This is a genomic window from Proteus sp. LHD240705, assembly GCF_047921555.1.
Classification (GTDB): domain Bacteria; phylum Pseudomonadota; class Gammaproteobacteria; order Enterobacterales; family Enterobacteriaceae; genus Proteus.
On the sequence record NZ_JBLRMI010000010.1, the window covers coordinates 13,901 to 32,076 of the forward strand.

Consider the following 18,176-nt stretch of genomic DNA (forward strand, 5'->3'; position numbering starts at 1 on the left):
AAAATAGATAAAAAGAAGTGCTATAAGTTATTATTTTATATATGGATAACACTTTTTAACCATTACTGTAAAACTTCAGCAACAAACCTTTTTATTGATACTTTTATCCGTTTATTCATGTTTAAATGCACTAAAATGTGATTTAGATCTAATTTATTTCTACTTTCATTAGGCAAAAGAACATTGTTTGTACTAAATTACAGGTTATAATTTGAAACGATTCAGCTTAATGATACTATTTTAGTTGTTATTTTGTGATATTTAAGTTTTTTTGCCCTTTATCTAACAGGAGATTTTATGCTCGGCTTACCCACTCAAGGTATCTCTGTCTTTGCTAAATTACAGCAAAAATCGATGCCTGTTCTTTTATTTAAGGTAAGGAACTAGCATGAAACACAGAGTAGCAACCATCACACTTAACCCTGCATATGATCTTGTTGGTTTAAGTAATCCTATTGAACTTGGTGAAGTTAATCGTGTTAAAACGGCTGGCTTCCATGCTGCGGGCAAAGGCATCAATGTGGCTAAGGTTTTAAAAAGCCTTGGCGTTGATGTCACTGTTGGCGGTTTTTTAGGCAAAGAAAACCAAGATGGATTCCAAAAAGAATTTAGTGAATCTGGTATCGCTAATCGTTTTCAAATGGTTGAAGGTCGTACTCGTATTAATGTCAAACTCACAGAACCCAATGGCAAAGTGACTGACTTCAACTTTTCTGGTTTTGAAATCACAAAACAAGACTGGACTCGCTTTGTTAACGACACGCTAAGTTGGGCGGGTCAATTTGATATGATTTGTGTCAGTGGTAGTGTTCCTCCTAGCGTTGATCTCAATGATTTCACTGCATGGATGACTCGCTTGCGTAGCGAATGTATGTGTTTGATCTTCGATAGTAGCCGAGATGCTTTTGTCGCGGGATTAAAAGCCTCTCCTTGGCTTGTTAAACCTAATCATCATGAATTAGAAATTTGGGCAGGTAGACCCTTACCTGAACTTTCTGATGTTGTGCAAGCGGCACAAACATTACGTCAGCAAGGTATTGCTCACGTTGTGATTTCATTAGGTGAACAAGGCGCGATGTGGGTTAATGCATCTGGCGCATGGATGGCGAAACCACCTAAATGTGATGTCGTGAGTACAGTCGGAGCTGGAGATTCAATGGTTGGTGGCTTAATTTATGGTTTAATGATGCGACAAACCAGTGAACACACCTTACGTCTTGCTACTGCCGTTTCTGCACTTGCTGTAAGCCAAACCAATGTTGGTATTCATGATCGCGAACAATTAGCAAAAATGATGGCTGAAGTCGAATTAACCCCTCTAAAATTATAAGTAATAACACTCAGTGGTAAATTGAATAATATTAAGTAGAATTACCACTGCTTCAATTAAATATATTAACGCTAGGTTATAAAAAATCCAAAATAGAATCTCTTTAATTGATTAATATTTATTTATTATTAAATCAAACTTTATTTTTTCTATTTATTCGATAAACTTCACTTTAATAAAATTTAATAAAGATATTCTAAAGCCAATAAAAACTTATTTCTGTTTTTAGGAGAAGTTATGGAAAGGCCCATAGTACTTTTATGGATACAAGTTATTTCAGTATTATTTTTGGGTGTAAGTTTATTTATATTAGTTGCTGGGGCTCCGATTTATTTATTAGCAATGGCAATGGGTGGAGGCCAAACAATGCTAGTGGGATTGTTTATCATGCTGTGTCTAATTATAACAATGATAATGCAAGTTACAGTATGGATAAAACTAGCTAGAAATAGTAGAAATGCTTACTCTTTTTTAAAAATTTCATGGGTATGTTTATCTATTTCGCTCTTTTTTATACTTAGTATTTCGATGTCATTAACAAATATGTCTGAAGTTAGCTTTGTTGTTTTTTCTATTATCGTTATCTTAACACATCGACTCTTTTTCTCTGAAAATGTAATTGCTTATTTTGAAGATAAACAAAAAGATAGCGAAAGAGAAACAAGTATTATTAGTCAATAAGTTAATCATCAAACAAAAAAATATCGGATATTAAATATCCGATATTTTTATATTAAACACGCATTAAGTGTTATTACTCAATTGTCGTATTAGTTATTACGACGCCAAACTGTTCCTTGAGGACTATCTTCTAAAACAATCCCCATCGCTGTTAACGCGTCACGAGCAACATCAGCTGCCGCCCAATCTTTATTTTTACGAGCATCATTACGCTGTTGAATTAATGATTCAATTTTTTCAACTTCACCAGCATCATCCGCTTTAGCACCACTTTGTAAGAAGTGCTCAGGCTCTTGCTCTAACAAACCTAATACTTTAGCAAGCTTACGTAACACTGCGGCTAAGCCATTCGCCGCATTCATATCAACCGATTTTAGACGATTAACTTCACGCGCTAAATCAAACAAGACTGAATAGGCTTCTGGTGTATTGAAATCATCGTTCATAGCGTCAATAAATTGCGCTTCAAACGCTTCGCCACCTACTGGTTGAGCATTTGCATCAGTGCCACGTAATGAAGTATAGAGGCGCTCTAATGCAGTACGAGCCTGTTTTAAGTTTTCTTCCGTGTAGTTAAGTTGGCTACGATAATGGCCTGATAATAAGAAGTAACGCACTGTTTCAGCATCGTAATAAGCCAATACATCACGAATAGTAAAAAAGTTATTAAGTGATTTAGACATTTTTTCTTTGTCTACCATCACCATACCAGAGTGCATCCAGTAATTAACGTAAGGACCATCATGGGCACAAGTTGATTGCGCTATTTCATTTTCATGATGAGGGAACATTAAGTCTGAGCCACCACCATGAATATCAAAATGATGTCCTAACTCTTTACCATTCATCGCAGAACATTCGATATGCCAACCAGGGCGACCGTCTCCCCACGGAGATTCCCAGCTTGGCTCACCCGGTTTGGACATTTTCCATAAGACGAAATCCATTGGATTGCGTTTTACGTTAGCCACTTCAACTCGAGCACCGGCTTGTAGTTGCTCTAAATCTTGGCGAGAAAGTAAGCCATAATCAGGATCAGTATCAATAGCAAACATGACATCGCCATTGTCAGCAACGTAAGCATGTCCACGTTTAATTAGCGCTTCTGTTAATTCAATAATTTCTGCAATATGGTGTGTTGCACGTGGCTCTGAATCAGGGCGAGCAATATTTAATGCATCAAAGTCTTTGTGCATTTCAGCTAACATACGAGTGGTTAATTGCTCACATGTTTCATTATTTTCAATCGCACGTTTGATGATTTTATCATCTACATCCGTTACGTTACGAACATAGTTAACATCGTATCCTAAGTAACGCAGATAACGGGTTATGGCATCAAAAGCCACAAAGGTACGTCCATGACCAATATGGCATAAGTCATAAATAGTGATGCCACACACGTACATACCTATTTTTCCTGCATGGATAGGTTTAAATTCTTCTTTTTGGCGAGTGAGAGTATTAAAAATCTTTAGCATCAGTGGACGTTCCCGTTTTCAACTGTACGTGTTTATTACGTTTTTATATAAAAGAAAATAACAACTACTATAACATGATATTAATCAGGATATTGGATCTTGAAGGCAAAGCAAACTCAAGATTAAGGTTTTTATCTTACTCTGCTTAGCGCTTATTTTCACTGTTCAATCGTTGATAGCGAACAATCAAACTTCTATTATTTGGCTAAATTTTGGCGAAAAGTGTTTTTTCCTTCTATTACTGATTTATTTAGCAAGAAAAAGTAGAGCGAGAAAAAGATGCATACTGACTAAATTAGGCAACTGTGATATAAAAACGGGACTGTTGTTTATGCCCAAATCTGGGTAAAGCTAAAATTATATTAGGATCTGAATATGGTTACTTTTCATACCAATTACGGCGATATCGTGATTAATACATTTGCAGACAAAGCACCTGCAACCGTAGAAAATTTTTTAGACTACTGTAAAGAAGGATTCTACGATAACACTATTTTCCACCGTGTCATCAATGGTTTTATGATCCAAGGTGGTGGCTTTGAACCGGGTATGAACCAAAAAGCGACCAAAGCACCTGTAAGAAACGAAGCAAACAATGGCCTAGCAAACAACCGCGGTACATTAGCAATGGCTCGTACAAACGATCCACATTCTGCTACTGCTCAATTCTTTATCAACGTTGCAGACAACGATTTCTTAAACTTCCGTGCTGAAAACGCAAATGGTTGGGGATATTGTGTCTTTGCTGAAGTTGTTGAAGGCATGGACGTTGTTGATAAAATTAAAGCGGTTTCCACTGGTCGTAGTGGTTTCCACCAAGATGTTCCTCGTGAAGATATCATCATTAAAAGTGTCACGGTTAGCGAATAAGCCTCACTTTTTATGTGTACGCTTTTTATTGCAGACCTGCATCTAAGTGAACATGAACCGGCAATCACTGCCGGTTTTCTTCGCTTTTTAAAAGAACAAGCCATTCATGCAAAAGCACTTTATATCTTAGGTGACTTTTTTGATTTTTGGATAGGTGATGATGATCCCAATCCTTTACATCAACAAATTGCTCAAGCTCTGATGACGCTAAAAAAAGCAGGAGTGCCTTGCTATTTTATTCATGGAAATCGTGATTTTTTAATTGGCTCTCGTTTTGCAAAAGAGAGTGGTATCACCTTACTTCCACAAGAAAAAGTGCTCGAAATTGAACAGCACCGTATCTTAATTTTACATGGTGATACGCTTTGTACTGACGATGAAGCTTATCAACGCTATCGTAAAAAAGTACACAATAAATTTATTCAGCGCCTATTCTCACTACTGCCTCTATTTATTCGACTGCGTATCGCTGACAAAATGCGCTCACGTAGCCAGCACGAAAATCAGTACAAATCAGATGCCATTATGGATGTGAATCCACAGGCTGTGATAGATACTTTTAAACATTTTAATACAGAATGGATGATCCACGGTCATACGCATCGCCCAGCAATTCATACAGTCAACATTGATGACAAAATACATTATCGTGGTGTATTAGGTGCTTGGCATACTGAAGGTTCTATGTTTAAAGTGACTGCTGAAAAAATAGAATTGATTCATTTCCCCTTTTAAGTTGTTTCGCTTATTTTCTTCATAAAAAGGCTGTTTTTTCTTTACGCAAACGTTTTCCTATACGTGTTAGCGTGATACTATCATGCTCAGTTTATTAGGCTATATCCGTTTATGCTTACAGGAGCAGTTAAGTAATGTCTTCTCAAGTTGGTCTAAATACCTCTTCCGCTCGTATCGCCATTGTAATGGGCTCTAAAAGTGACTGGGCAACAATGTCTCATGCCGCTGATGTACTAGACGCACTACAACTTCCTTATCATGTTGAGATTGTCTCTGCACACCGTACCCCTGATAAGCTGTTTAGCTTTGCAGAACAGGCAAAAAGTAATGGCTTTGATGTCATTATTGCAGGAGCGGGTGGTGCAGCCCATTTACCGGGTATGCTCGCAGCAAAAACACTCGTTCCTGTATTAGGTGTTCCTGTTCAAAGTGCAGCATTAAGCGGTGTTGATAGCCTTTACTCTATTGTGCAAATGCCAAAAGGTATTCCCGTAGGAACATTAGCAATTGGTAAAGCAGGTGCCGCCAATGCTGCTTTATTAGCCGCTCAAATTTTAGCGTTACACTCACCTGCTATTTTTGAAGCACTAACAGCATGGCGCACAGCACAAACTGACGATGTATTAAATTACCCAGATCCAAGGGAGGCACTATGAAGCCAGTTTGTGTTCTTGGAAATGGTCAATTAGGGCGAATGCTAAGACAAGCTGGTGAGCCTTTAGGAATTGCGGTTTATCCAGTAGGATTAGATGCAGAGCCTGAAGCTGTTCCCTATCAAAAAAGTATAATCACAGCTGAAATTGAGCGCTGGCCTGAAACTGCACTCACCAAAGAGTTAGAACGTCATACTAACTTTGTAAACCGTGATATTTTTCCATTACTTGCTGATAGATTGCCTCAAAAACAACTTCTCGATGAATTGGACTTAGCAACAGCACCTTGGCAACCATTAACGTCACCAACACAATGGTCTGATATCTTCGCTCAACTGGGTGATTTTATTATTGTAAAGCGCCGTATTGGTGGTTATGACGGCCGTGGTCAATGGCGCATTCATCCCGGTGAAGAACAGCAATTACCTGCTGAAATTTATGGTGAATGTATTGTTGAACAAGGTATTCCCTTTTCAGGTGAAGTTTCACTAGTGGGCGCGAGAAATAGCAATGGTGACTGTGTTTTTTATCCATTAACACACAATCTTCATCAAGATGGCATCTTACGCATGAGTGTTGCATTACCAACCCCTGCATCGGAACTACAACAATCAGCAGAAAAAATGCTAACTGCCATCCTTAATAAACTCAATTATGTTGGTGTAATGGCGATGGAGTGCTTTATCGTTGATAATAAATTACTTATTAACGAATTAGCTCCTCGAGTTCATAACAGTGGTCATTGGACACAAAATGGAGCCTCAATTAGCCAGTTTGAATTACATCTACGTGCAATTTTAGATTTACCCATGCCAAAACCTGAGGTTTGCCAACCGGCAGTCATGGTTAATTTGATTGGTACTGATGTCAATCCTCAATGGCTTTCATTGCCATTAGTTCATTTACATTGGTATGAAAAAGAAGTGCGCCCTGCACGTAAGGTTGGGCATCTCAATCTTGTGCACCGCGATAATCTCCCTCTGAAAGAGACACTCAAATCATTAAGCTCAATGCTCGATGATGCCTATCAGTACCCTATCAAATGGGCTTTAGAAAAATTAAGCTAGCAGTCCGACTCATAAAGTTAGAGAATAATAGCCTTTAAACGAACAGACCTCAGATAAAGAGGTCTGTTATTCGCTATTTTCTCCTGATTATTCAGGTTACTGCACCCATTTGATGGAGTCAGGATGCAAGTCAAGCAACAGATTTTTGGGCCCGCTTATCAGTGGAGTATGCTGATATTATTAGGTTTTGTGTATTTTTTAGCTACCGCAACCACATTTACCTCTTTAGGTGTTGTTCTTCCTAGTATGATAAACGAGCTAGAGTGGAACTGGACTCAAGCAGGCCTTGGCTTTACGTTATTAGGATTAACCTGCGGCCTTGCAAGTTTTTTACCTACATTACTTATCCGTAAATTAAGTGTTCGCCTTACACTACTTATTGGGTTGATCATTTTTGTCAATGGTTTCTATTTTCTTTATGAAACATACACCATTGCACGTTATTTTCTTGGTACTGCACTGCTAGGTATTGGTTTTACGCTACTAGCTACTGTACCTGGCACTTATGTTATTTCTCGCTTATTTGAAAAACAGTCCTTTGCCTTTGGTGTCTATTTTACCATTGGTGGATTAGGTGGTGTTGCTGGACCTTGGATCTACTTTTTAGCAACCCATTTATGGCATACATGGCGAATGCACTGGCTTATTTCAGCAATCACACTCACTGTCGTTACTCTTCTCACCATTTTATTTTTACGCGAAGGTAGTAAAGAGCAAGAACACGCAAAAAAAATTAGCCAACTTCAAACCACAAAACGTATCTATCAAACTAAAGAGATTTGGACAGCTCGTCATGCTTTAAGAACATGGCAATTTTATGTTATTGCTGCGACTTACACGGCCTTTTTATGGTGTGGGATCACAGTCAATAGTTTTGCTGTTGCACATATTATTGAAAATGGTTTTGGTGAAACTATTGCCGCGACACTATTAAGTAGTATGGCATTTATCAATGCTTTCTCGCGCTTAGCGGGTGGAGCTATTGGTGAATGGTTAGAACCTAAAAAATTACTTATCGCAAGCTTAAGTATTATCATCATAGGGTTACTTGCGCTAAGTATGGCTAATTCTTGGGTTTACCTGATCTTATTTACGGTTTGTGTCGGTATTGGTTATGGCATGACGTTTTTGGCATCAAGTATATTGCTTGCTAACTATTTTGGTCGCTCACCTTACCTTGAGCTATTTTCAGTGATGAATTTAATTTCAACACTGGCTTGTTTAGCTCCCTTCTTTGCTGGAGCAATCAAAGATATTTCAGGTAGTTTTACACCGGCATTCTTGATTTTAACCATACCTGTTTTACTGATTTTAGCGGTCACTCTGTTTATGAAACCACCCGTTTATCCTAAATTTCAGCATGCCAGTAAGCAGCAAGAAGAACCTAAAGTAACTAGGTAATTAAACCTATATAAAAGCATTTTCTAAGGAGATGTTAAGCTGATGAATGATGCATTAATAATAAAATACTCAATAGGTATAGGCATTGCTTTAGCCTGTTTTGTCGGTTTTTTCGTTGTATCTCTTTTTCATGATAAGAAGAAAAAGCGCCGTAGAAATATTATTATTCATATCAGCCAAGCGGTCTTTCTCTGTAGTTTAGTCATTATCTTAAGCCAATATTGTGAAATGGCTGTCGTTGATTTTAATCTCCATTTTATCTCTTTTAGGATGATTAATTTCTTTACCTATGTCGCTATCGCGTTAATTTTAATGCGTAAATTTTTCTTATTGATTAATTTATTAGAGAAATCACAAATTAATAAAGGGAGCGATCCTACTTCAGCTCGTATTATTTCCCGCATATTTAAAATCACCCTTTTCGTCATTATCATCTTACTGTTTGGTGAGCATTTTGGTATGAGCTTATCTGGTTTAATGACCTTTGGGGGATTAGGCGGTATTGCCATTGGTATGGCAAGCAAAGATGTGATGAGTAACCTTTTTTCAGGGGTGATGCTCTATTTTGATCGCCCTTTTAATATCGGGGATTGGGTACGTTCTCCTGATCGTAATATTGAAGGCACCGTGGTAGAAATCGGTTGGCGTATTACAAAAATCATTACCTTTGATCATCGCCCCCTTTACATTCCAAACTCTGTTTTTTCCTCTATTAGCGTAGAGAATCCCGGTAGAATGACCAATCGACGCATCGAAACAGAATTAGGTTTACGTTATGAAGATTCAGATAAAATAGGTGCCATTGTTGAGGACATTCGCACTATGCTGATGCAAAATGATAAAATTGACACTCAACAAACCTTATTAGTTTATTTTAATCAATTTGCAGACTCTTCACTCAATATCATGGTGTATTGTTTTACCAAAACGACAGTCTGGGCGCAGTGGCTTGAAGCTCAACAAGAAGTCTATTTGAAGATGATTGATATTGTGCATAAACATGGCGCTGATTTTGCTTTCCCATCTCAAACTGTTTATATCGAAAAGTCTTCACCTATCGCGCAATAATAGAAGATAGATAAGTTTATTTTCTCATAGACTTATCCATTCACCCACTTATTAAAATGGTGATTTATGCACTCAAAACGCATAAATCACCTTAGTTATCTTTTAATTTATTTCAATCACATTCACAACCACGTATATTGTTCGCCAATTCTTCCATTGATAAAAACGCGAGTATAATGAAAAAAATGAAGTTGGCATGTCACCCTACTCTTTCACACTATTTTTATTGTGAACGTCCGATAGTTGATATTGTTGATGCAAATTTAACGCAAGTATCAGCAGTAGTGTTGTCATTGTCAGATATTGAGTCTGGCGAATTAGATCGCATTTATCAAACAGGCTTTCAACTACCCGTATTTATTGCAGTTAATCTCAATGATGCAATCAATGCTGAATTGTTTAATCAGGTTTCAGGGGTTGTGATTACGGATAAAAGTGCACATCAAAAAAATAGTACGTTAATTAATAAAGCGGCACAGCAATATGAAGAGAGTCTGACCACACCATTTTTTTCACGCTTAGTGAATTATGTTGCCGAAAAGAACGTCGCTTTTGATTGCCCAGGTCATCAAGGCGGGGAATTTTTTCGTCGTCATCCTGTTGGCGAACAGTTTTATCAATATTTTGGTGAGAATCTATTTCGCTCTGATCTCTGTAATGCTGATGTGGCAATGGGTGATTTGCTTATTCATGAAGGAGCACCTTATGATGCCCAAACTTTTGCAGCGCAAGTGTTTAATGCCGATAAAACCTACTTTGTTTTAAATGGAACATCCTCTTCTAATAAAGTTGCTTTAAATGCCTTATTGGCACCAAATGATTTAGTGCTATTTGATAGAAATAACCATAAATCCAATCATCATGGCGCACTAATTCAAGCAGGAGCAACACCTGTTTATTTAGAGACGGCTCGCAATCCCTTTGGCTTTATTGGTGGCATTGATGCTCATTGCTTTGAAGAGCACTATTTACGCCAACAAATTGCAGAAATTGCGCCAGAACGCCAATTCGATAAACGCCCATTCCGTTTAGCGGTTATTCAACTGGGCACTTATGACGGTACGATTTACAACGCAAGGCAAGTGGTTGATAAAATAGGTCATCTTTGTGATTATATCTTATTTGATTCTGCATGGGTGGGCTATGAACAATTTATTCCAATGATGAAACAGTGTTCGCCTTTGTTACTAACGCTTAATGAAGACGATCCTGGTATTCTCGTTACTCAATCAGTTCATAAGCAATTAGCTGGATTTTCACAAACCTCACAGATACATAAAAAAGATGCTCACCTTAAAGGGCAATCACGTTATGTTAATCATAAACGTATGAATAATGCTTTTATGATGCATGCATCTACCAGCCCATTTTATCCCCTTTTTGCGGCTCTTGATGTCAATGCAAAAATGCATTCTGGCAAAAGTGGTGAAGCAATGTGGATGAGTTGCGTAAAACAAGGCATTGAAGCCCGTAAATCATTACTAAAACAGTGCCAATTTATTAAGCCTTTTATTCCTGAAATCATCGATGGAATTGCTTGGCAAGATCACGACACAGATGAAATCGCTCACGATCAGCGTTTTTTCAATTTTATTCCTAATGATAATTGGCATTCATTTGAAGGTTACGCCGCCAATCAATATTTTGTTGATCCTTGCAAATTAATGCTTACAACGCCAGGGATCGATCCTCATACAGGGGAATATGAATCTTTTGGTGTGCCTGCATCTATTTTGGCAAGTTATCTACGTGAACACGGCGTTATTCCTGAAAAAAGCGACCTCAATTCAATCTTATTTTTGCTGACTCCCGCAGAGCATCAAGCGAAGTTTGAGCGCTTAATTTCTTTGATTGTTCAATTTGAAAAGCACTTAGTTGAAGATGTGCCATTAGAACAAATATTGCCTTCTATTTGTCGTCAATATCCATCTCGTTATCAGGGTTATACATTGCGCCAACTCTGTCAGGAAATGCATGATATTTGTGTCAGATACAATATCAAGTTACTGCAAAAACAGATGTTTAGAAAAAGTCACTTTCCTAAGCGAGCACTAAGTCCACAACAAGCTAATATTGAGTTTGTTCGTGGTAATATTGAATTGTTACCTTTAAATAAATTAGCAGGCCGAATTGCTGCTGAAGGTGCTTTACCTTATCCGCCGGGTGTTTTATGTGCTGTACCTGGTGAAATTTGGGATGGTGCTGTTTTACGTTATTTTCAGGCTCTTGAAGTCACTATTAATCAACTTCCAGGCTTTTCAACTGAACTTCAAGGGGTTTATATTTATGATGAAAATGATGGCAATAAGCGAATTTATGCTTATGTTATAAAAGAATAATTATCTTATCTTTCCCTATAAAAAATGCTGATGTTTAATAACATCAGCATTTTATTTAACTCTATTTATAAGCCTTATTTATTTCAACTATTCGCCTTGAATTCGTCGATACTGCCCTTTATCTTGCAACAGCCTGACGCCTAATATACTGCCACATAATGAAAGTAATAATGCCGCAACAATAGGTACGGTGATCCACATTCCCCATTGTGGTTGCCAAGGGAAATCAAACACCGATATTTGTAATAAGCTTAATGCGACCTCAGCACCAATCGCCGCAGCTAATCCCGCCATTAAACCTAATAATGCAAATTCAGCCCAAAGAGTCCGTCTTAATAATGATTTACCAGCACCTAATGTTCGATACACCACCAGCTCAATGCGTCGTTGTGTCATTCCTACCTGAATTTGAGCAACTAACAATAACGCACCACAGATCATGACCAATCCAACCATAATCTCTAATGCTCGACTGACTTGCTGTAAGATTTGTTGAACTTGCTGAATTAATGCGCCTGTATCTAACACGCTTACGGTTGGAAATTGCCGATTAAGCGCAGTAATTAATGTGCCTTCACCATTGTAATAAAAGCTACTCATCCATTTTTCCGGCTGATTACTTAATCCTTCTTCAGAGAAAATAAAGAAGAAATTAGGGCGCATATTCTCCCAATCAACATGGCGAATACTCGTAACAATGGACTTAAATTCACGAGTATCACCGACAAATGTTAGTTCATCACCCAACTTGATTTCGAGTTGCTCTGCAACGCCTTGATCAAGAGAAACACCATTACCGACAGGTGGCCAAGTTCCTTCAACAATGACGTTATCTTTAGGTAATTCACTGTGCCACGTTAAGTTAAGCTCACGACGAACCGTATTATTGCCAGCATCACGTTTATCAGCCCACTCTTTGGCATTATGTTCATTAACCTGTGTTAAACGCGCTAATACCACAGGGAATGCATCCGTAGGTTCAACCTTATATTGTGCCAATAAGGTATTAATTTCTTGAACTTGAGGTGCAGACATATTGATTAGAAAATAGTTAGGACTATCTTCGGGTAATTGCTTTTGCCATTTTTCCAGTAAATCACCTTGAATAAGGACTAAAAGCGTTAACAACATAAATGAAAGTGCGAAAGCAGCAAGCTGAGTCATCGTTTGAAAAGGTTGTCGCAATAAACGAGTTACTGCTAAACGCGCACTGAGTTGGCGAAATTTAAACTGCTTTAATACCCATAATCCTAACCAACCAATTATTCCAAGTAAAAAAGCAATAACAACAACACCAAATAGAATTGACCAGAGTAAGACGCCTGTTCCCGCAAAAAGCGTTAAAGCACCGACAATAATTAAGCCCACTATCGGTAAATAATAACGAAGAGGCCATATAGGGGCCGTAGTATCACTTCTTAATACTCGAGAAGGTTGTGTTGCCATTAATTGATAGTAAGGCCTTAATCCTGTTAATAAAGCAATTAACAGTAAAGAGCCCACAGACCATATCCATGGCAAAAAGCTCGCCTCAGGCAAACTTTTTGGTAAGACTGGCGCTAAAATTTGTAGCAGTATTGCCTCAAAAACAAGCCCGACTAATGAGCCAACAATAATTGCGCCAATGAGGATCACTCCCCATTGTCCAACAATCCACTTTCTCAATGCACGTTTATCTGCACCTAACGTTTTTAATACCGCAATTAAAGTATGACGACTACGGCAATAATGAGCCATTGAAACGGCAACTGCCGATATAGCAAGCAATAACGTTAATAGCGCTGAAAGCAAAAGAAAGTTTTTCGCACGCTCCATTGATTGTGAAAGTGCTCCACTATCTTGTTTTAAACTATTCCAACGCTGATCGGGTTTTAATAGTGGGTCGAAGCGTTGCTGATAACTATCAATTACAGACTCATTACCTGCAAACATATAGCGATAAGTCAGACGGCTTCCGGGTTGCACTGCTCCAGTTGCTTCAACATCATCAAGATTAATTAAAATACGGGGGGCGATTTGAAAAGGATTAAACCCGCTGTCTGGCTCTTGAATTAATACACCACCAATAGTAAATGAGGCATCGCCTACATCAATTTTATCGCCAACTTTTATATCAAGTAATTCAAGTAATCTGGCACCAACAAGTGCAGTTCCTTTTTCAGGTTTTAACCCTGCGGGCTCTGTTTCTAACTCACCATACAGTGGATATAATTTATCCACAGCTTTCACCAGCGCAAGCTGAGGTGTATCGCCTTCAGGAGCATAAGACATCGTGGTAAATTGCATTTGGCGACTGAGAGTTAACCCTTCCTTATTCGCCTCTGTAAGCCAGTTTTCATCAACGGGATAAGATGCACGTAAGACTAAATCGCCAGCAATTAAATCACGACTTTGAGCGTAAATACTTTTATCAATGCGATCACCTATACGCCCTAAAGCAAGCACACAAGCAACCGCTAGCGCTAAAGAGAGCCAAACAATTAATAGTGCAGGAGAACGCCATTCACGCCAAAACCAACGCCAAATCATGACTCCTCCTTAAGTTGTCCATCTACTAATCGTAATCGTCTTTGGCAACGAGCTGCCAGCTCATTATCATGAGTCACTAAAATTAAGGTTGTTGCATAATCTCGGTTAAGAGAGAACAGCAAGTCAGCAATTTTATCGCCTGTTTTACGATCAAGATTCCCTGTTGGCTCATCAGCAAAAAGAATAGCTGGCTGAGTACAAAATGCTCTTGCTAATGCAACGCGTTGTTGCTCACCACCAGACAGTTGTGCTGGCATATGGTATAAACGTTCGCCTAATCCTAACAGCTTAAGTAAATCAACTGCACGCGCATGACTGTACTTTTCTGATTCGCCTTTTAATAATGCGGGCAACTGCACATTTTCAAGTGCATTCAATGTTGGGATCAACATAAATGATTGAAAAACAAAACCAACATGTTGAGCGCGTAATTTAGCTCGCTCTTCTTCATTCATTTTTGTGAGATCTTCACCCATTAAATGCACGCTGCCAGAACTACCATCATCTAATCCAGCAATGATCCCTAACAGGGTCGATTTACCCGATCCTGACTCACCGATTAACGCAATTGTTTGTGCAGGCTCGACAACTAACTCAACACCCTGCAATATAGAGATCTGACTATCACCTTGTCCTACTTGTTTGGTTAACCGATGAACTTCAAGAACCTTTTCCGTCGACATACATTTTTCCTTATCGTTATGATGATGTTTAGCTTTAAGGCAATTGCTGCTGATACCTTTTTAATCTTTGGTGACAGCTTGAGTGCAGGATATCGTCTTCCAATTGAAAGTGCATGGCCACAACGCCTTGCTGATAAATGGAAAACAACCTACCCTGAAATTAATGTTGTTAATGCAAGTATTAGTGGTGAAACTGCCTTTCAGGGGAAAAATAGGCTTCCTGATTTATTAAAACAGCATCAACCTCGTTGGGTTTTAATTGAATTAGGTGCAAATGATGGCTTACAGGGATACCCTGTTGCACAAACAAAAGAGGCATTACAAAACATCATTACACAAGTAAAAGATGCCGGTGCAACGCCACTTTTTATGCAAATAATGATTTCACCTAATTATGGTAAACGTTATACACAATCATTTTCAGCGATCTATCCAAAACTCGCTGAAGATAATGCGCTTCCTCTACTTCCTTTTTATATGGAGCAAATCGCTGATAAGCCTGAGTGGATGCAAAATGACAGCATACACCCCAATGAAGATGCTCAGCCTTTTATCGCTCAGTGGATGGATGAAACATTATCCCCTTACTTAACACGTTAGACTATTCTGACAGTAGTTGACGTAGATTAAACGAGATTAATTGTAAAATTATGCAAAAAACGGTATTGATTACAGGAAGCTCCAGTGGAATAGGGCTCTGTGCCGCCAAAGCACTAAAGAAAAGAGGCTATCGAGTTCTTGCGGCTTGCCGTAAAGGTGAAGACCTTGAACGCATGGAAACACTGGGATTAGAACCTATTCATCTTGATCTTGATGATCCAAAAAGTGTTGAAAATGCGGCACTAGAAGTTATTCGCCTAACAAATGGTCGTTTATATGGATTATTTAATAATGGCGGATTTGGTGTTTATGGTCCATTAGATGCCATTACTCGTCCACAAATGGAAAAACAGTTTTCTACTAATTTTTTTGGTTTACATCAGCTGACTACATTACTTCTACCAGCAATGTTACCACACGGTGAAGGCAGAATTATTCAAACGAGTTCTGTAATGGGGATTATCTCAACACCCGGTCGAGGTGCTTACGCAGCGAGTAAGTATGCTGTAGAAGCATGGTCTGACGCATTAAGAATGGAAATTGCTCATACTGGTGTCAAGGTGAGTTTAATAGAGCCTGGTCCAATACGTACTTGCTTCACCGAGAATGTTGCTCAAGCAGAAAAAGATAAACCAGTAAAAAATCCTGGGATTGCGAGTCGTTTCACACTAACGCCTGAAGATGTAGTGAAAAAGCTTATTCATGCTTTAGAAAGCCCAAAACCTAAGATACGTTATCCCGTAACCCTATTAACTTATGCTGTCAAAATACTAAAACGCTTTCTACCTGACACACTAATGGATGCAATTTTAAGTCGCCAAAGTGGCAAGGCTTGATTTTTCGGGTTTCACCCTTACTTATTAATAAAATAGCTTTATAAATCGCATCTATATTTAAAACTCTCAAAAAGGGGCAAGTTAATGTTAGCAACTGCACATATTGTTGATGTAAATGAATCAAATATTCAACAAGTTATAGAACAATCGATGACTAAACCGGTCATGATGTATTTCTATTCAGAACGTAGCCCTCATTGTGCAGAGCTTGGCGTAACATTAGATAAACTGGCAGCCGAATTTGCTGATCAATTTATTTTAGCTAAATTGGATTGTGATGTTGAACAAATGATTGCCTCACAATTTGGTCTACGTGCTATTCCAACTGTTTATATTTTACAAGAAGGTCGCCCAGTTGATGGCTTCCAAGGCCCTCAACCTGAAGAAGCAATTCGCCAAGTGTTAGCAAATGTATTACCCAAACCAGAAGAATTAAAAGCGGCACAAGCGGCGCAATTACTTTCTGAAGGAAAAGCCGAGGAAGCTCTACCTTTGCTTAAAGAAGCCCATCAACTCGCACCTAAAAACAGTGAAATTACCCTTGCGTTAGCGGGTGCTTTAATTTCTTTAAATAAAAATGAAGAAGCTCAAACGCTGTTAATTACCATCCCATTACAAGATCAAGATAGTTACTACCATAGTTTGTTAGCGCAAATTGAATTACAAAAACAGGCTGCTGATACGCCTGAAATCCAACAATTGCAGAGCGATTTTAATCAACAACCTGAAAATACCAATCTTGCCATTCAACTTGCACTAAAATTACATGAAGTTGCTCGCAATGAAGAGGCGTTAGAGTTGCTATTTAGCTTTATCAAAAAAGATCTAAATGCAGGTGATGGGCAAGTTAAGAAAACCCTGATGGATATTCTATCAGCCTTAGGTACTAATGATAATTTGGCGTCTAAATATCGTCGTATGGTGTATTCTTTACTTTATTAATTTTATTTTCTTATTCAAGCAGACTTAGGACAGGTATATGGAAATAGTCATTGGTATTATCATCTTATTCGCTATTATTTTAGTTTTATGTGGTGTTAAAACCGTTCCACAAGGTTATCAGTGGACTGTCGAACGTTTTGGTCGTTACACTCGAACTCTGACTCCAGGACTCCAAATTCTCGTGCCATTTGTTGATCGTATTGGTCGCCGTATCAATATGATGGAACAAGTACTGGATATTCCTTCTCAAGAAGTCATTTCTCGTGATAACGCCAACGTCAGCATTGATGCAGTCTGCTTTATTCAAGTTATCGATCCTGTAAAAGCCGCGTATGAAGTTAATAACCTTGAACTTGCGATTATTAACTTAACACTCACTAATATTCGTACGGTGTTAGGCTCAATGGAACTTGATGAAATTCTTTCTCAACGTGACCAAATCAATAGCCGCCTTTTACTGATTGTTGATGATGCAACAAACCCTTGGGGTATCAAAATTACCCGTATTGAAATTCGTGATGTCCGCCCACCAAAAGAATTGATTTCTGCAATGAATGCGCAGATGAAAGCTGAACGTACTAAACGTGCCGACATTCTTGAAGCTGAAGGTATTCGTCAAGCGGCTATCTTAAAGGCTGAAGGTGAGAAACAAGGACAAATACTGAAAGCAGAAGGTGAGCGTCAATCTGCGTTCTTACAAGCAGAAGCCCGTGAACGTGCGGCAGAAGCAGAAGCCAAAGCAACACAAATGGTATCTGAGGCCATTGCAAAAGGTGATATGCAAGCAATTAACTACTTTGTTGCTCAAAAATATACTGATGCACTGTCTCAAATTGGTTCAGCTAATAACAGTAAAGTTATTATGATGCCATTAGAAGCAAGTAATCTCATGGGTGCGATTGGCGGTATTTCTGAATTACTCAATACCAAAAAAAGTGACTCTGGCAACAAGAGCAATTAA

Annotated in this window: 16 protein-coding genes; 13 read left to right on the forward strand and 3 right to left on the reverse strand. The window is 38.5% G+C overall.

All coding sequences use genetic code 11. The features are described from left to right. Positions 1–388: 388 nt before the first annotated feature. A complete protein-coding gene (gene fruK / locus ACNART_RS15860; RefSeq protein WP_196533997.1) occupies positions 389–1,330 on the forward strand; it encodes a 1-phosphofructokinase in 942 nt (313 codons plus the stop codon). A gap of 237 nt (positions 1,331–1,567) precedes the next feature. Next, positions 1,568–2,011 (forward strand): hypothetical protein, encoded by a 444-nt coding sequence (locus ACNART_RS15865; RefSeq protein WP_109371321.1) that lies wholly within the window; start codon positions 1,568–1,570, stop codon positions 2,009–2,011. An 89-nt stretch (positions 2,012–2,100) separates the two neighbouring features. Here ACNART_RS15865 and cysS read toward each other — a convergent pair whose 3' ends face one another. Next, complete coding sequence (cysS, locus tag ACNART_RS15870) at positions 2,101–3,492, reverse strand: cysteine--tRNA ligase (protein WP_198620840.1); 1,392 nt, start codon at positions 3,490–3,492, stop codon at positions 2,101–2,103. A 375-nt stretch (positions 3,493–3,867) separates the two neighbouring features. Between cysS and ppiB the strand changes: the two genes are divergently transcribed. From ppiB to ACNART_RS15905, 7 genes are all read left to right on the forward strand, one after another. Beyond that, positions 3,868–4,362 (forward strand): peptidylprolyl isomerase B, encoded by a 495-nt coding sequence (gene ppiB / locus ACNART_RS15875; RefSeq protein ID WP_036934689.1) that lies wholly within the window; start codon positions 3,868–3,870, stop codon positions 4,360–4,362. Positions 4,363–4,374: 12 nt separating this feature from the next. Continuing rightward, entirely contained in the window at positions 4,375–5,097 is a 723-nt protein-coding gene (locus ACNART_RS15880; protein ID WP_100160151.1) for a UDP-2,3-diacylglucosamine diphosphatase, read from the forward strand. Between the two features lie 134 nt (positions 5,098–5,231). Continuing rightward, the gene (gene purE / locus ACNART_RS15885) at positions 5,232–5,753 is read left to right on the forward strand and encodes a 5-(carboxyamino)imidazole ribonucleotide mutase (RefSeq protein WP_368927842.1); all 522 of its coding nucleotides are present in this window, start codon (positions 5,232–5,234) and stop codon (positions 5,751–5,753) included. Beyond that, the gene (gene purK, locus ACNART_RS15890) at positions 5,750–6,817 is read left to right on the forward strand and encodes a 5-(carboxyamino)imidazole ribonucleotide synthase (protein ID WP_198620841.1); all 1,068 of its coding nucleotides are present in this window, start codon (positions 5,750–5,752) and stop codon (positions 6,815–6,817) included. Before purE ends, purK begins: the two co-directional genes overlap by 4 nt. 123 nt (positions 6,818–6,940) lie before the next feature. Next, positions 6,941–8,218: a CynX/NimT family MFS transporter gene (locus ACNART_RS15895; protein WP_368927843.1), complete on the forward strand. Its 1,278-nt coding sequence runs from the start codon at positions 6,941–6,943 to the stop codon at positions 8,216–8,218. A 42-nt stretch (positions 8,219–8,260) separates the two neighbouring features. Further along, positions 8,261–9,286: a mechanosensitive ion channel family protein gene (locus ACNART_RS15900; RefSeq protein ID WP_109371333.1), complete on the forward strand. Its 1,026-nt coding sequence runs from the start codon at positions 8,261–8,263 to the stop codon at positions 9,284–9,286. Between the two features lie 176 nt (positions 9,287–9,462). Continuing rightward, positions 9,463–11,625, forward strand: a complete 2,163-nt coding sequence (locus ACNART_RS15905; RefSeq protein ID WP_416303636.1) for an ornithine decarboxylase — start codon at positions 9,463–9,465, stop codon at positions 11,623–11,625. A gap of 87 nt (positions 11,626–11,712) precedes the next feature. Here the strand turns inward: ACNART_RS15905 and ybbP are convergent, their stop codons facing one another. After that, the gene (gene ybbP, locus ACNART_RS15910) at positions 11,713–14,154 is read right to left on the reverse strand and encodes a putative ABC transporter permease subunit YbbP (protein WP_198625885.1); all 2,442 of its coding nucleotides are present in this window, start codon (positions 14,152–14,154) and stop codon (positions 11,713–11,715) included. Next, positions 14,151–14,837: a putative ABC transporter ATP-binding protein YbbA gene (gene ybbA / locus ACNART_RS15915; RefSeq protein ID WP_368927844.1), complete on the reverse strand. Its 687-nt coding sequence runs from the start codon at positions 14,835–14,837 to the stop codon at positions 14,151–14,153. Before ybbA ends, ybbP begins: the two co-directional genes overlap by 4 nt. Here ybbA and tesA point away from each other — a divergent pair. From tesA to ACNART_RS15935, 4 genes are all read left to right on the forward strand, one after another. Next, entirely contained in the window at positions 14,808–15,437 is a 630-nt protein-coding gene (gene tesA / locus ACNART_RS15920; protein ID WP_109371341.1) for a multifunctional acyl-CoA thioesterase I/protease I/lysophospholipase L1, read from the forward strand. The two genes, ybbA and tesA, sit on opposite strands and share 30 nt — an antisense overlap. Before the next feature lie 50 nt (positions 15,438–15,487). After that, the gene (locus ACNART_RS15925) at positions 15,488–16,273 is read left to right on the forward strand and encodes an SDR family oxidoreductase (RefSeq protein ID WP_198620845.1); all 786 of its coding nucleotides are present in this window, start codon (positions 15,488–15,490) and stop codon (positions 16,271–16,273) included. Between the two features lie 84 nt (positions 16,274–16,357). Then, positions 16,358–17,215 (forward strand): co-chaperone YbbN, encoded by an 858-nt coding sequence (locus ACNART_RS15930; protein ID WP_198632700.1) that lies wholly within the window; start codon positions 16,358–16,360, stop codon positions 17,213–17,215. Positions 17,216–17,252: 37 nt separating this feature from the next. Further along, positions 17,253–18,176 carry an SPFH domain-containing protein gene (locus ACNART_RS15935; protein WP_088494787.1) on the forward strand — a complete coding sequence of 308 codons (924 nt, stop codon included), beginning with the start codon at positions 17,253–17,255 and terminating at the stop codon, positions 18,174–18,176.